This window comes from Microbacterium allomyrinae (assembly GCF_020682705.1).
Taxonomy (GTDB): Bacteria; Actinomycetota; Actinomycetes; order Actinomycetales; family Microbacteriaceae; genus Microbacterium; species Microbacterium allomyrinae.
This window is the reverse complement of sequence record NZ_JAGTTN010000004.1, coordinates 63,651-76,939: the sequence shown is the minus strand read 5'-3', so window position 1 is coordinate 76,939 and position 13,289 is coordinate 63,651. Positions and strand designations below refer to the sequence as shown.

Here is a 13,289-nt window from a genome sequence, read left to right as displayed (position 1 = left end):
TCGCGCCCGACTCTCGCCGAAGGGAGGGCCCCGAACATCGAGACCCTCCCTTAGCTTCGGGTCAGTGGGCGATCACGGGTTCAGCGGCGATTTCGGCCGCCGGCTCGTGTGCGTGGCTGAGGGAGTGGCCCTGTCCGCGGCGGCGGAACAGCAGCGCCGACATCACCGCACCGGCGGCGAAGAACGCCGCTCCCCACCAGTACGCGGTCGCGTAGCCGGCGAGCGCCGCGTCGACGCCGACCTCCGGCGTGACGGGGCCGTTCGCGACGAGGAAGTCGGCTGCGGCGGTGGCCGCCAGCGTGTTCAGCAGCGCGGTGCCGATCGAGCCGCCGACCTGCTGGCTGGTGTTGACCGTCGCCGACGCGACGCCGGCGAAGCTGCGGTCGACGCCGAGCGTGGCCGTCTGCATCGACGCGGGCATGATCGTGCCCATCGCGAAGCCGATCAGCATGAGCGGAGGCATGATGTTCGCGGCGTACGCGCTCGACGTGTCGAGGAACGTGAGCCAGATCATCCCGATCGCCCCGAGGGTCATGCCCGCCGGCACGAGCACCTTCGGACCGAACCTCGGAACGAAGATGTTGGTGCCCAGCTGCGCGGCGAGCACCAGCATCCCGATCATGGGCAAGAAGGACAGCCCCGTCTGAATCGGCGAGTAGCCCAGCGTGAGCTGCAGGTAGTAGGTGACGAAGAGGAAGATGCCGAACATGCCCGCACCGGCGACCGCCACCGAGAGGAACGCGGCACCTCGGTTGCGATCGAGGACGATCGACAGGGGCAGCAGCGGATGCGCGGCGCGGCGCTGCCACAGGACGAACACGACGAGCAGGATCACCGCTCCCCCGAGCATCCCCCACGTCAGCGGCGAGTCCCAGCCTTCGGTCTCGGCGTTCGAGAAGCCGTACACGAGGCCGAAGAGACCGCCCGAGACGAGCAGGGTGCCGGGCACGTCGAGCTTCGGGCGCGGTCCGCTGCGGGCGATGAACGGGATGTACAGGAGCGCGCCCACCAGGGCCACGGCCGCGATGAAGACGTTGATGTAGAGGTTCCATCGCCAGTTGAGCGCCTCGGTCAGGATTCCGCCCAGGAGGAGTCCGACCGCTCCCCCGGCTCCGGCGATCGCGCCGAAGACGCCGAACGCGCGAGCGCGCTCCTTCGGGATGACGAAGGTGGTCGTGAGGACGGCAAGGGCCGTCGGGGCCAGCAGCGCACCGAACGCGCCCTGCAGCGCCCGCGCGCCGACGAGCAATTCGAACGTGCCGGCGGCGCCGCCGAGTGCGGAGGCGGCGGCGAAGCCGATGAGACCGATGATGAACGTGCGCTTTCGGCCCATGAGGTCGGACAGGCGGCCGCCGAGCAGGAGCAGGCTGCCGAAGGCGAGGGAGTACGCGGTGATGATCCACTGGCGCTGGCCGTCGGTGAATCCGAGGTCGGCCTGCGCGGAGGGGAGGGCGATGTTCACGACGGTCGCGTCGAGCACGACCATGAGCTGGGCGAGCCCGACGACGATGAGTGTGATCCAGCGCCGACTGTCGACGGCGGGAGCGGTGGGAGAAGACATGAACGCCACTATATACGGTACTATTTAGTTCCGGATCTATCCGGTGCAGGAATTAACGGACCGGTAATATAGGCCATCGGACCGGAAGGGAGGCGACTGCAGTGACGCAGCTCGACCTCGACGAGTCGAAACCCCGTCTCGGACGCAAGCGGGACCACACCCGCGACCCCGAGATCCTCGAAGCCGCGCTCGACGTCCTCGCCGAGACCGGATACGACGGCATGACGATCGACATGGTCGCCGCCCGCGCCAAGGCCGGGAAGGCGACGCTGTATCGCCGCTGGTCGTCCAAGCCCGAACTCGTGCTGGATGCCGTGGCGTGCATGAAATCGAAGGACCTTGACCTCACCGGGCCGCCCGACACCGGAACGCTCCGCGGCGACCTCGTCGCCATGGTGAAGTCGCCGACGATCCGCGAGAGCGAGCGCAAGCTCAAGGTCATGGCCGGGATCGTCTCGATGATCGCCCGCGATCCCGAGCTCGCCGCGGCCGCGCAGGAGGCCCTCGTCGAACCGCGCGCGGCGGCCAACCGCATCATCTTCCGCCGCGCGATCGCCCGGGGCGAGATCTCCGCGGACTGCGATATCGAGACGCTCTGCATGATCGGGCCGGCCATGGTCGCCTATCGCGTGCTGATGCTGCGCACGCCGGTCGACCGCGACTTCATGATCGGCACGATCGACCGCATCATCCTGCCCGCTGCCGGATTGCGTCCCGCCGAACCGTCCGCGTAACCCCTCGGCGAGCGCTCAGCCGAGCGTCACGTCGACCTGGATCTCGGCCGCGAGGCGCTCCAGTTCGTCGGTGAGCGCAGCGAGATCGACGGATGCCGGAACCCGGGCGATGACCGTCGCCTCGAACAGCTTGCCGCCGTACATCGCGGCCTCGCGGGTCTCGGTGATCATGCGGTCGATGGTGACATCGTGGGCGCGCAGCGCCGAGGTGATCTCGCGGACGATTCCAGGGTGGTCGTTGCCGATCACCTGGAGCGTGAGGGCGCGCGTGGCCGCGGCATCCGGAGCACTCACTCCCGCGTGGACCGTGACGTCGAGCAGCCCGTCGAGCACGGCCAGCGATTCGCGCAGGTCGTCGGCGCGCTCGGGGGCGACCGAGACCTCGACGACGCCGGCGAAGGTGCCGCTGAGCTCAGCCAGCTGACTGTTCTCCCAGTTGCCGCCGTGCCGGTCGACGATGTCGGCGACCGCCGCGACGAGCCCCGCCCGATCGTGTCCGACCATGGTGAGCACGATCGTCGTCATGTCTCACAGCGTACCCACGGGCGGGTACGCGCGGGGGGTCAGCGGTGGAACGCTGCGAGCTCGTCGGTGACGGGGAACGACAGCCGGAAGCGTTCGAGCACGGCGCCGACCGCGGATGCCGCGCCGAACTCGTCGGCGACCACCGTGACACCGCGCGGACTCGCTTCGGCGATGCGCACCGGGCGTTCGGTGCCATCGGGCAGGCGCAGCGTCCAGCGATCGGCGAGATAGCCGATGCCGAGCTCTTCCAGAAGCTCCTCGCCGTCGAGCCACTCCACGGGCGTGGCGACCCCGGCGGGATCGAGCGGCGTGCGGTCGCGGCCGAGGAGGTCGTGCACGCGGAACCCGTCGCCTTCGGCGACCAGCCAGCCCACGACCTCGCCGTCGGCGCGGCGGTGTTCGATCCAGTCCGAGGGAAGCATGAGCCCCGACATTAGCCGCCGGACGCGGGTCGCGCGAGACGCGGCCACGGCGGGTTATCCCCCGGGCGGCCGTGCCGTGCGCGTGCGGTGTCGGCACCCCGATATCATCCCCACAGCGACCGATGCAGGGGGTGCACCGGTCCTGAGATGTGGGGAAAGCATGGCAGCTTCACGCAAGGGCACACGCGCGCGTCCTTCGGCGCGCGTCCGACGACGACGCACCGTGGTCGGCACGATCGCGCTCGTCGTGGTGCTCGGGGTCGCGGGAACGGTGACCGCATTCGCTCTCGCGCCTCGCGCGACCGATGCCGCCCCCGCGGCGACAGCAGCGCCCTCGTCCACTCCGACGCCCACGCCCACGCCTCTCACGCCCGAGGAACAGCTGCTCGCGTCGGCCGCCGACCCGGCCGCGTGCGCGGTGAGCTTCGCCGGCGACGCCATCGCCGACGCGCCGATGCTGCAGACGCAGGGTGCGCTCTACACCGGCCTGCCCATCCCCGCGCGTGACGGGCTCGTGTTCGCCGGGTGGTACGTGACGCCCGACGATGCCGATGCGTTCGCGGTGCCGGCCCGCGTGAACGGCTCGGATCTCGTCGCGTGCACAGACCAGCGCATCACGTTGCACGGCTCGTGGATGAGCCCCGATCAGAACGCGGCGGAAGATGCCCGCATCCCGATCCTCATGTACCACCAGTTCACCGCGAACCCGGCGGGCGAGAGCGGATGGCTGCGCGGCAACTACGCGTACATCGGCGACTTCGACGCGCACCTGAACCACATCGCGACGACCGGCTTCTATCTGCCCACGTGGGACGAGCTGTCGGCCTTCATCGATGGACGACTGTTCCTGCCGACCCACTCGGTCATCGTCACCGACGACGACGCCGACCAGACCTGGTTCGACCTCGCCGCCCCGCTCGTCGACAAGCACAAGGTGCTGACGACGTCGTTCATGATCACCGCGTATCGCCAGGACCCGGCGCCGAACGCCTACGTGCTGCGCCGCTCGCACACCCATGACATGCATCAGGCCGGCGACAACGGGCAGGGGCGCATCGTCAACTGGACGGTGCCCGAGATCGTCGCCGACATGGAGGCGTCGTACGGAGTGCTCGGAGTGAAGGAGATCATGGCGTATCCCTTCGGGCATCACAACGAAACGGCCAAGGAAGGCCTCCGTCAGGCGGGCTGGGATATGGCACGCACGATCGAGCCCGGATACGTCGCCATCGGCACCGACAAGCTGGCACTGCCCACCGTCCGCATCAACTACGGCATGGGCCTCGACGCCCTCATCAACCTGATCGGCTGACCGCCCGGCTCGCTCGCCGGCGAACCATAGCGACCCGCATCGGGACGCGTCAAGCGTGGGGGGAAAACCCGTCTTCCATTCGCGTCCACCCGGGAGTACAGTGGCCTCGCGCACAGGGGCTTGGGGCCCATGACTCGACCAACCCGAAACTGATCGAGCCGGCGCACTGGGGACGATCTCAACGACGATGTCGTCGTTCGACCGTGCCTATTGGGGACAATATGGCTACTGAGGACGCACTGTCGTGCGCGCGGTGGTACGCGGCCTGAACCCGACCGTGACCGGCGCGGCGCCGTCTGTGGGCGTCGAAGGAGAGACCCGAAATCTCCTTCGTCGCCCCGCAGCGGTGCCGCGTCCACGGCCGGAAGTTCTGCCCGCGGCTGTCGCGCCGCGCGTGCAGCCTTCGCTCGAGCGAAGGCATATGTGGGAGCGCCGCTATCGGCGGCGACTCGCTCTCACCGATGCCGTCATCGTGGCGGGGGCTGCCACCATCACCGCGCTCATCGAGCTGCGCGGTTCGATCCTCACGGCGACCGCCGGAGAGAGCGCCCGAATCGCGCTGCTCGTCGTCGGCTCCTGGCTGATCCTCCTCTGGCTCATCCGCTCGCGGGAACCGAGCGTGCTCGGCTCGGGTGCGGCGGAGTACTCGCGGGTCGCGCACGCGACGGGACTGGCCTTCGGCCTCATCGCCATCGTCGTCCTCGTCTTCCAGCTGCGCGGACTCCGGCTGCAGCTGATCATCGCCCTGCCGGCCGGGCTGGTCGTGCTGATCGGCAGCCGCTGGCTGTGGCGCAAGTGGCTGACCCACGAACGCGACCTCGGCTTCTGCCTGTCGCGGGCGATCGTCGCGGGTACTCGTGAAGACATCGACTACGTCATCGCCAACCTCGTCCACGACCCGCACCACAGCTATCGCGTCATCGGCGCCACCACCGTGAACGACGGCGAGGAGCCGATCCAGATCGACGGTCACTCCTATCCGATCATGGGCCCGATCCGGTCGACCGCCGCCCTCGCCCGCCGATCCGGCGCGGACACGATCATCGTGGCGAGCGTTCCCGACAACGACCGCGATTTCGTACGCCGGCTCGCGTGGGAACTCGAGGGCACAGCCGCCGAGCTCGTGCTCTGCAACCGGCTCACGGACGTGGCCGGCCCTCGCATCTCGTTCCAGCCGCTCGACGGCCTCCCGCTCATCCGGGTGAAGATCCCCGAGTTCGAAGGCGGTGTCCACGCCTTCAAGCGTGCGTTCGACGTCGTGATCTCGGCGCTGGCGCTCTTGCCGATCCTGCTGATCACGCCGATCATCGCGCTGGCCATGAAGCTCGACTCGCACGGACCGGTGTTCTTCCGCCAGACCCGCATCGGACGCGACGGCCGTCCGTTCGCGATGCTCAAGTTCCGCACCATGACGGTCGACGCCGAGGCGCGGCTCGCGTCGCTGCAGTCGCTCAACGAGGGCGCCGGCCCGCTCTTCAAACTCAAGCGCGACCCTCGGGTGACCCGTGTCGGCGGCATCCTGCGCAAGTACTCGCTCGACGAGCTCCCTCAGTTCCTGAACGTGATCCGGGGCGAGATGAGCATCGTCGGGCCTCGTCCGCCGCTGCCGGGCGAGGTGATCGGCTACGACGGAACGGTCTTCCGGCGCCTCTACATCAAGCCGGGGATCACGGGGCTGTGGCAGGTCAGCGGGCGCAGCGATCTGTCGTGGGACGAGAGCGTGCGCCTGGATCTGCGCTACGTCGAGAACTGGTCGCTGACGACCGATCTCATGATCATGTGGCGCACCGCGAAGGTCATGTTCGCAGCGAAGGGGGCCTACTGAGCCTTCGCGCGCACGGACCCGGACCGCCCCCTGCATCGCCGCAGAGGGGCGCTGACACACAGGAGGAGGACCACCGATGAGCAAGGAAGCGATCGTCGTCCACATCGAGGACGGCAAGGTCGACGGCACGACACCGGCCACGGTCACGCGGGGGGCCATCCCCCTCACGAAACCGCCGTTCCCGGCGCCGGCGCGCACGGCGCGCGACCTGACCGCCGAGATGCCCACCCTCGAGATCGACGGCGTCACGGTGCATCTGATCGAGGCGGGGCCGGCGGTCGCCACCATCGCCGAGGCCGCCGCCCGTCACGGCGCGCGTCCTCTCGCCGTCGCATCCATCAATCTCGACCACATCCATCATTTCGGAACGTCTCAGGGAGCAGCTGTCGCGCCTGCGATGGGCGCGCGTCCGGCCGGGGAGGGCGTCGAGTGGCTGAATCTGATCGACGGCTCACCCATCGCGCACCAGGCACTGCGCGCGACGGGGATCGCCTACCCGAAGCTGTCGGGCAGCGACCTCATCGGCCCGATCCTCGATCACACCGCGATCCTGCACCAGCGCATCGGCGTGCTCGGCGGATCGGCGGACGTCAGCGATCTCGTGCGCACACGGATCGCCTCCGACTGGCCGGGGCTGCGGTTCGCGGGGCATTGGACGCCGCCGCGCGAGACTCTTCTCTCACCCGACCGTTCGCGGGGACTCGCCGAGCGCATCCGCCGGGCGCGCCCCGACATCCTGCTCGTGTGCCTGGGCAAGCCCCGTCAGGAGGAATGGATCGATCTCTACGGCGATCAGACCGGTGCCGGCGCGCTCCTGGCGTTCGGAGCCGTGGTCGACTTCCTCGCCGGGCGCGTCTCACGCGCACCGGCGTGGGTCTCGCACGCCGGATTCGAGTGGGCGTGGCGCCTGCTGCGCGAACCGCGCCGGCTCTCGCGGCGCTACCTGATCGAGGGGCCGCCGGCGTACCTCGCCGTGCGGCGCCGGACGCACGTGTGAGGTGATCCGGGTGGCGCGAATGCTGAGCACAGGGAGCAGGATGCCGTCGCCCGCGCCCGCAGACGAGGCCGGTGCACGCCGGGTCTACGCGTCCACGTCCGCCGGCCGTCGATTCGTCGACGACCTGGCGTCGCGCCGGAGGAACAGCCACGCCACGCCCACGCCCACGGCCGTGCCGATGATGTTGGCGAGCAGATCGCGCAGGCTCGGCTCCCGCGCCGGGAGCACCAGTTGGACCAGCTCGGCGGCGCCCGAGAGCGCGACACCCATCGCGATCCCCCACCACGGACCGAACAGGAGCGCCCCGAAGAGGCCGACGGGGGCGAAGAGCACGATGTTGAGTCCGAGCTCGATCCACCCCGGGCGCACGAAGTCGAGTCCGAGCCCGTCGTGCACCACCCCGTGCACCGCATTCACGATGGCATCGGGCGACAGCGGCGACACGAGCACGACGAGAGCCGCGACGCCGTACGCCCCCAGCGCCCAGGGAACCCACCTGCGACGTCGGGGCCTCGGCATAGGGCAACCGTGGCACACCCCGGCCTTCGATGCACGGCCGGGGACGTTTCTCACCCCGGGCACGGGGGTGACCCGATGACGGGCGATGGTGCGCACATCCTTCCCGGAGCCCGATGGGAGAGCGGTTCGTTCAGCGTGATCGTGCCGGCCCACAACGAGGCCGCGGTCATCGCCCGCACGCTCCAGCCGCTGGCGGCCGCGGCGGAGCGCGGCGACGTCGAGATCGTGGTCGTCTGCAACGCGTGCGAGGACGACACCGCCGCCGTGGCCGAGCACGCGGCCCCGGTGACCCTGGTGCAGACCGACACGGCGTCCAAGCCGCATGCGCTGAACCTCGGCGACGCACAGGCCCACCATTGGCCGCGGATCTATCTGGATGCCGACATCGAGGTCTGCGAACGGACGTTGCTCGCCACGGTGAGTGCGCTCCGCCAGCCCGGAGTCCTCGCCGCCAGGCCCGCCGCCCGTTACGACGTCTCGGGGGCGACCGGCGCGGTGCGCTCCTACTACCGGGCGCGGTCACGGCTGCCGTCGTTCCGGCGGGCACTGTGGGGCGCGGGCGTCTACGGACTCTCGGAGTACGGCCACCAGCGTCTCGGACGATTCCCCGAGCTCACCGGCGACGATCTCTGGGTGGACCGGCTGTTCGCAGCCGACGAGAAGGCGGTCGTCGACATCGACCCGGTCGTCGTACGCGTGCCGCTCACGCTGCCGGCACTGCTCGCGATCACCCGGCGCAACACCTCGGGCGCCCGTGAGCAGTCACCCGGAGGAGGGCGTGACAGCACCACCGAGCGCACGGTGCACGAGCTCTTCGCGAGCGTCCGGGCGCCGCTCGACGTCACCGACTTCCTGGTCTTCGCGGCGGTCGCGACGGCTGCACGCCTCGGCGCCCGCAGTGGTCGCAGGTGGGAGCGGGATGACACTTCTCGGCGCTGACGCGACCGGCGCGAGGATCGCGGCGATCATCGTCACCTACAACAGTGCGCGCACCCTGCCGCGGCTTCTGGAGTCCCTTCGACGGTCCACGGCCGGCGTCCGCGCGATCGTCGTCGACAACGGCTCGACCGACGCGAGCGTGGCGGTGGCGCGCGGATACCGCGAGGCGACCGTGATCGCCACCGGGCGCAATGCCGGGTACTCCGCGGGGATCAACGTCGGGCGCGTGGCGGTCCGCCCGGGCGAAGCGGTGGCGATCCTCAACCCCGATGTGGAACTGGCCCCAGACGCGCTCGAGCGCCTGCTGGTCGTCCTCGACGATCCGTCGGTGGGGATCGTCGCACCGCAGCTTCGCACGCTCGACGGCCGGACGAGATTCGACAGTCTGCGCCGCGAGCCCAGCGTGCTGGGGGCGCTCGGCGACTCGGTGTTCGGCAGCCGCTGGCGCACGCGGCCCGCCGTTCTGGCCGAGACGCTGCGGCGCGAGCCCGACTATGCGGCCGCCCGCGATGTGGCCTGGGCAGGGGGAGCTGCCCTGCTCATCTCGGCGGAGTGCGACCTCGCGGTCGGCGAATGGGATGCCGCGACGTACTTCCTCTATTCGGAGGAGACCGACTACGCGCGCCGCGCGCGGGAACTCGGATACCGCGTGAGGTACGAGCCCTCCGCGATCGCATGGCACCTCGGCTCGGGTTCCGGGCAGCCGGCCGCACTCGTCGCGCTCGTGTCGGTCAACCGCATCCGGTACTACGAGCGCGTCCACGGGCCGGCAGCGACGGCGCTGTTCCACGGCGCGGTGGTGGTGCAGCACGCGCTGCGCCCGTTCGATGCCCGACACCGCTTCGCCCTCGGCGTGGTGCCGCGCCGGTCGCGGTGGACGGCGCTGCCCGCGGGAGAGGGCCGACCATGAACGCCGTCTCCGGCCGGGGCCGCATCATGACGCTGTGCTTCCACGGCATCGGCCGGCCGCAGCGCGAGCTCGAGGCCGGCGAGGAGCGCTTCTGGATCGAGCGGCACCGTTTCGCCCAGATCCTCGCCGCGGTGAACGAGCACGAGCGCGAGGTGGAACTGACCTTCGACGACGCGAACGTCTCGGACTACGACGAGGGGCTGCCCGCACTCGTGCGTCATGGATTGCGCGCCCGGTTCTTCATCATCACCGATCGCATCGACCGGCCCGGTTCGCTGTCGGGCGAGCAGATCGCCCGCATGCGCACGGCGGGAATGACCTTCGGCATCCATGGCGCCACTCATCTCCCCTGGCCGATGCTCGCCGCGCGCGGGCAGCTGGACGCCGAGCTGGATGCTGCGGCCGGCCGGCTGGAGCCCCTCGTCGGGGACGCCGTCGATCATGCGGCGTTCCCGCAGGGACAGTACGACCGTGCGGTGATCCGAACGCTCAAGGATCGGCGGTTCGTCCGCGCGTACTCGGTCGACGAGGGATGGTCGTCGCGCCGCGCCTGGCTTCGCACCCGATACTCGGTGATCCGCAGCGATACCCCCGAGTCCGTCGTCGCACTCCTGGAGAATCCCCACGCGACGACGGACCCGTGGCCGATCCGTCCGATGAAGCAGGCGGCCAAGCGATGGCGGTGACCGATCGCGGTGAGCCGGTGGTGCTCATGGGCTTCGCGCAGGCGTTCGCCGCCGTGGAGGCGACGTGGTCGCTCGTGCGCGCCGGGATGCACGTGGTCGCCTTCGGCCGGCGAGGTGCGGGCACGCCGCTGAGTCGCATGCACGGCGTCGAGGTGCACGAGATCACCGCCCCCGAGACGAGCGCCGCCCAGGCGATCGCCGATATCGAGGCGCTGGTGCGACGGGCGGGCGCGGACGTGCTGCTTCCTCTCGACGACGCCTCTCTCTGGCTGCTGGATCGCGCGCGCGTCGGCGCCGTCCCCTCTGCCGGCCCCGACCGGGCGGGGGCCGCTCTCGCGCTCGACAAGCGCGAGCAGCTCGAGGCGGCGCGGGCGGCGGGGCTGAGCATCCCGCCGACGCAGGAGGGAACCGCCGCCTCATTGCACGGCCTCTCGTGGCCGGTCGTGATCAAGCCGGCCCATCCCGTCCGAGTCGTCGACGACCGCTTGATCAGACCTCGGAACGTGAACTGCGCCGACCATGCCGACCTCGTCGACGCGCTGCCCGGACTGGGAAACGGCCCGGTGCTGTGCCAGCCGCTCATCGGCGGCATCGGAGAAGGCGTCTTCGGCTACGTCGACGCGAGCGGGCCGGTCCTTCTCACCGCGCACCGGCGGGTGCGGATGGTCAACCCGCAGGGCTCGGCATCTTCGGCGTGCGAGTCGATCGAGGTCGATCCGGCCCTCGCCGCACCCGTCACCCGGATGCTCGCCGCGGTGCACTGGCGCGGCCTGTTCATGGTCGAGTTCCTGCGCGACGGCGACGGCGTGCCCTGGTTCATGGAGCTCAACGGCCGCGCGTGGGGAAGCCTCGCCCTCGCCAGGCGGCGGGGATTCGAGTACCCGGCGTGGGCCGTGCAACACGCTCTCGGCCTCCCGCAGTTCCCCGACCCGCCCGCGCAGCCGCCGCACGTCGTCGCGCGCCACCTCGGCCGCGAGATCGCACACCTGCTCTTCGTGTTGCGCGGGCCGCGCAGCCGCGCCGTCGCGTGGTGGCCGTCCCGGCGTCGGACGATCGCCGCGCTCCTGCGCGTCGGACGCGACGATCGCCTCTACAACTGGAACTCTCACGAGCCTCTCGTGCTCGCCACCGACACCGTCGGCACGCTCCGGGAGCTCATCGCCGGTCGAAGCCGCGGACGATGAGAGAGCTGGTACTGGCGCCGCACATCCACACGTCGGCGTCGGATGACTCCGACTGGGACCTGGAACGGCTCTGCCGGTGGCTTGGCCGGTCGGGCTTCGACGGTGCGCTGGTCTGCGACCACGATCGCACGATGAACCCGGCCCGCTGGCAGGCGCTGCAGGCGCTGTGCGATGCCGTCGGCGACCGGCGCTCGTTCCTCGTCGTCCCGGGGGTCGAATACCAGGCTCCGGATCACGTCGTCCACATCCCGGTGTACGGCTACGGCCGCTTCCACGGCCGCTCGCCCGACATCGACGAGCTGCTGCTCGCCGCGGCCGGCACGGGAGCCGCGGTGTTCGCGCACCCCGCGCGAAGAGACGCGTGGCGGCAGTTCAATCCGGCGTGGGCACCGCAGCTCGTGGGCATCGAGGTGTGGAACCGCAAGTACGACGGCGTCTCACCGAACAGCTGGGCACTGGGTGCGACCCGCGAGCACGAGATCCCGCCGCTCGCGGCGCTCGACTGGCACGGCCCGCGTCAGCTGTTCCCTCTCGCACTGCGGGTCGCAGACCCCGGACCGGGTCGGAACCGCGCGCGGGCCGGTGCCGTGGTGGCGGCGCTGCGGGCGCGCGAAGTCAGGGCGACCGCGTTCGGCGGGCGGATCGAATCGTACGAGACCGGGGCGCTCGCGACGATCTCGCAGCGCCTGGAGCGAATCCGCCGGTGGGGTGCGCCGCGGCTCCGGCAGCTCGAGGATGCCCTCCGGAGGCTGCCATGACCGGGCTCGGTCCGCAGGACGGCGTTGACCACGTCGTGCTCACACGGTTCAACCTTCCCTCACGCGGACCCGAGAGCATCGTGCGCGCGCGCGAGGGCTGGCTGCGCGACCGTGTGGCGCTGTTCGAACGACACACGGTCCCGGCCATGCGCGGACAGACGGTGGCCGCATTCCGGTGGATCGTGTACCTGGATCCCGAAAGCCCGGCCTGGCTGATCGAGCGACTCTCCCCGCTCGCCGACGAGGGCCTGATCGTGCCGCTGCGGCGTACCGTCGTCGACTGGCACGATGCGGCGGCGGATGCCCGGCGCGTGACGGGCGCGAGCCACGGCATCCTGCTCACGACCAACCTCGACAACGACGACGCGGTCGCCGTCGATTTCGTCGAGCGGCTCCAGGCGTCCGCGCGTCGACATCCACGGGCGGCGCTGTTCCTGCGCACGGGGCTGATCCTGCGCGACGACAGGCTCTACCTGCGCTCCGACCCCGAGAACGCGTTCTGCTCCATGAGCGAGCCCTGGGACGACCCGATCACCGCGTGGCGCGACTGGCACACGCTGCTTCGCACGCATGCGCCGGTCGTCGCCGAGCCGGGAGCGCCGGGATGGCTGCAGATCGTGCACGGCCGCAACGTCAGCAATCGCGTGCAGGGCAGGCTCGTCGACCCCGCGCCGTACCGTCGCCTGTTTCCCGGCCAGCTCGACGGCGTGAGGCGCCCGGCCGGGGCACAGGTGTGGCGGGACGCGCTGATCGACCGGCCGGCGCGCGACGCCTGGCACGGCACCCGGTCGGCCGGGAAGGATGCGTTCCTGCGCGTCTTCGGCAAGGAGCGCCTGGACGCGGTCAAGGAGCGACTCGAGCGCGTTCGCTCCCGCTCGCGACCCCGCGCTCATTGAGCGACGGCATCCGCTTCCCGC

At 70.5% G+C, this 13,289-nt stretch carries 14 protein-coding genes; 10 read left to right on the top strand and 4 right to left on the bottom strand.

Annotated features, from left to right (window positions below):
- Positions 1 to 61: 61 nt before the first annotated feature.
- Positions 62 to 1,561, bottom strand: a complete 1,500-nt coding sequence (locus KEC57_RS12700) for an MFS transporter (protein WP_229385005.1) — start codon at positions 1,559 to 1,561, stop codon at positions 62 to 64.
- A 101-nt stretch (positions 1,562 to 1,662) separates the two neighbouring features.
- On the opposite strand from KEC57_RS12700, the gene KEC57_RS19120 reads away from it, so the two are divergent.
- Complete coding sequence (locus KEC57_RS19120) at positions 1,663 to 2,295, top strand: TetR/AcrR family transcriptional regulator (protein ID WP_229385004.1); 633 nt, start codon at positions 1,663 to 1,665, stop codon at positions 2,293 to 2,295.
- A 15-nt stretch (positions 2,296 to 2,310) separates the two neighbouring features.
- Here the strand turns inward: KEC57_RS19120 and KEC57_RS12690 are convergent, their stop codons facing one another.
- Both KEC57_RS12690 and KEC57_RS12685 read right to left on the bottom strand, forming a co-directional pair.
- On the bottom strand, positions 2,311 to 2,820 hold the full coding sequence (locus tag KEC57_RS12690) for a glycine cleavage system transcriptional repressor (protein WP_229385003.1): 510 nt from the start codon (positions 2,818 to 2,820) through the stop codon (positions 2,311 to 2,313).
- Between the two features lie 38 nt (positions 2,821 to 2,858).
- Complete coding sequence (locus KEC57_RS12685; RefSeq protein WP_229385002.1) at positions 2,859 to 3,242, bottom strand: hypothetical protein; 384 nt, start codon at positions 3,240 to 3,242, stop codon at positions 2,859 to 2,861.
- A gap of 160 nt (positions 3,243 to 3,402) precedes the next feature.
- Here KEC57_RS12685 and KEC57_RS12680 point away from each other — a divergent pair, with 160 nt between their 5' ends.
- From KEC57_RS12680 to KEC57_RS12670, 3 genes are all read left to right on the top strand, one after another.
- Entirely contained in the window at positions 3,403 to 4,554 is a 1,152-nt protein-coding gene (locus tag KEC57_RS12680; protein WP_229385001.1) for a polysaccharide deacetylase family protein, read from the top strand.
- A 421-nt stretch (positions 4,555 to 4,975) separates the two neighbouring features.
- The gene (locus KEC57_RS12675; protein ID WP_229385000.1) at positions 4,976 to 6,379 is read left to right on the top strand and encodes a sugar transferase; all 1,404 of its coding nucleotides are present in this window, start codon (positions 4,976 to 4,978) and stop codon (positions 6,377 to 6,379) included.
- 76 nt (positions 6,380 to 6,455) lie between these two features.
- The gene (locus tag KEC57_RS12670; protein ID WP_229384999.1) at positions 6,456 to 7,376 is read left to right on the top strand and encodes a WecB/TagA/CpsF family glycosyltransferase; all 921 of its coding nucleotides are present in this window, start codon (positions 6,456 to 6,458) and stop codon (positions 7,374 to 7,376) included.
- A gap of 84 nt (positions 7,377 to 7,460) precedes the next feature.
- Here KEC57_RS12670 and KEC57_RS12665 read toward each other — a convergent pair whose 3' ends face one another.
- Positions 7,461 to 7,895: a VanZ family protein gene (locus KEC57_RS12665; RefSeq protein ID WP_229384998.1), complete on the bottom strand. Its 435-nt coding sequence runs from the start codon at positions 7,893 to 7,895 to the stop codon at positions 7,461 to 7,463.
- A gap of 75 nt (positions 7,896 to 7,970) precedes the next feature.
- Between KEC57_RS12665 and KEC57_RS12660 the strand changes: the two genes are divergently transcribed.
- The 6 genes from KEC57_RS12660 to KEC57_RS12635 are packed head-to-tail and all read left to right on the top strand — an operon-like array spanning position 7,971 to position 13,268.
- Entirely contained in the window at positions 7,971 to 8,834 is an 864-nt protein-coding gene (locus KEC57_RS12660) for a glycosyltransferase family 2 protein (RefSeq protein WP_229384997.1), read from the top strand.
- Positions 8,815 to 9,744 carry a glycosyltransferase family 2 protein gene (locus tag KEC57_RS12655; RefSeq protein WP_229384996.1) on the top strand — a complete coding sequence of 310 codons (930 nt, stop codon included), beginning with the start codon at positions 8,815 to 8,817 and terminating at the stop codon, positions 9,742 to 9,744. Before KEC57_RS12660 ends, KEC57_RS12655 begins: the two co-directional genes overlap by 20 nt.
- Positions 9,741 to 10,430 carry a polysaccharide deacetylase family protein gene (locus KEC57_RS12650; protein WP_229384995.1) on the top strand — a complete coding sequence of 230 codons (690 nt, stop codon included), beginning with the start codon at positions 9,741 to 9,743 and terminating at the stop codon, positions 10,428 to 10,430. Before KEC57_RS12655 ends, KEC57_RS12650 begins: the two co-directional genes overlap by 4 nt.
- Positions 10,421 to 11,614, top strand: a complete 1,194-nt coding sequence (locus KEC57_RS12645) for an ATP-grasp domain-containing protein (RefSeq protein ID WP_229384994.1) — start codon at positions 10,421 to 10,423, stop codon at positions 11,612 to 11,614. The genes KEC57_RS12650 and KEC57_RS12645 overlap by 10 nt, the downstream gene beginning before the upstream one ends.
- Positions 11,611 to 12,372, top strand: coding sequence for a PHP domain-containing protein (locus KEC57_RS12640; RefSeq protein WP_229384993.1), 762 nt, complete (start codon positions 11,611 to 11,613; stop codon positions 12,370 to 12,372). The genes KEC57_RS12645 and KEC57_RS12640 overlap by 4 nt, the downstream gene beginning before the upstream one ends.
- The gene (locus KEC57_RS12635; RefSeq protein WP_229384992.1) at positions 12,369 to 13,268 is read left to right on the top strand and encodes a glycosyltransferase; all 900 of its coding nucleotides are present in this window, start codon (positions 12,369 to 12,371) and stop codon (positions 13,266 to 13,268) included. Before KEC57_RS12640 ends, KEC57_RS12635 begins: the two co-directional genes overlap by 4 nt.
- Positions 13,269 to 13,289: the final 21 nt, after the last annotated feature.

Bases quoted from the DNA above. Each gene is read 5' to 3' on its own strand.
- KEC57_RS12655 (WP_229384996.1), top strand. From the start codon at position 8,815: ATGACACTTCTCGGCGCTGACGCGACCGGCGCGAGGATCGCGGCGATC.
- KEC57_RS12645 (WP_229384994.1), top strand. From the start codon at position 10,421: ATGGCGGTGACCGATCGCGGTGAGCCGGTGGTGCTCATGGGCTTCGCG.
- KEC57_RS12635 (WP_229384992.1), top strand. From the start codon at position 12,369: ATGACCGGGCTCGGTCCGCAGGACGGCGTTGACCACGTCGTGCTCACA.
- KEC57_RS12675 (WP_229385000.1), top strand. From the start codon at position 4,976: ATGTGGGAGCGCCGCTATCGGCGGCGACTCGCTCTCACCGATGCCGTC.
- KEC57_RS12690 (WP_229385003.1), bottom strand. From the start codon at position 2,820: ATGACGACGATCGTGCTCACCATGGTCGGACACGATCGGGCGGGGCTC.
- KEC57_RS12685 (WP_229385002.1), bottom strand. From the start codon at position 3,242: ATGCTTCCCTCGGACTGGATCGAACACCGCCGCGCCGACGGCGAGGTC.
- KEC57_RS12670 (WP_229384999.1), top strand. From the start codon at position 6,456: ATGAGCAAGGAAGCGATCGTCGTCCACATCGAGGACGGCAAGGTCGAC.
- KEC57_RS12650 (WP_229384995.1), top strand. From the start codon at position 9,741: ATGAACGCCGTCTCCGGCCGGGGCCGCATCATGACGCTGTGCTTCCAC.
- KEC57_RS12660 (WP_229384997.1), top strand. From the start codon at position 7,971: ATGACGGGCGATGGTGCGCACATCCTTCCCGGAGCCCGATGGGAGAGC.
- KEC57_RS12640 (WP_229384993.1), top strand. From the start codon at position 11,611: ATGAGAGAGCTGGTACTGGCGCCGCACATCCACACGTCGGCGTCGGAT.
- KEC57_RS12665 (WP_229384998.1), bottom strand. From the start codon at position 7,895: ATGCCGAGGCCCCGACGTCGCAGGTGGGTTCCCTGGGCGCTGGGGGCG.
- KEC57_RS12700 (WP_229385005.1), bottom strand. From the start codon at position 1,561: ATGTCTTCTCCCACCGCTCCCGCCGTCGACAGTCGGCGCTGGATCACA.
- KEC57_RS12680 (WP_229385001.1), top strand. From the start codon at position 3,403: ATGGCAGCTTCACGCAAGGGCACACGCGCGCGTCCTTCGGCGCGCGTC.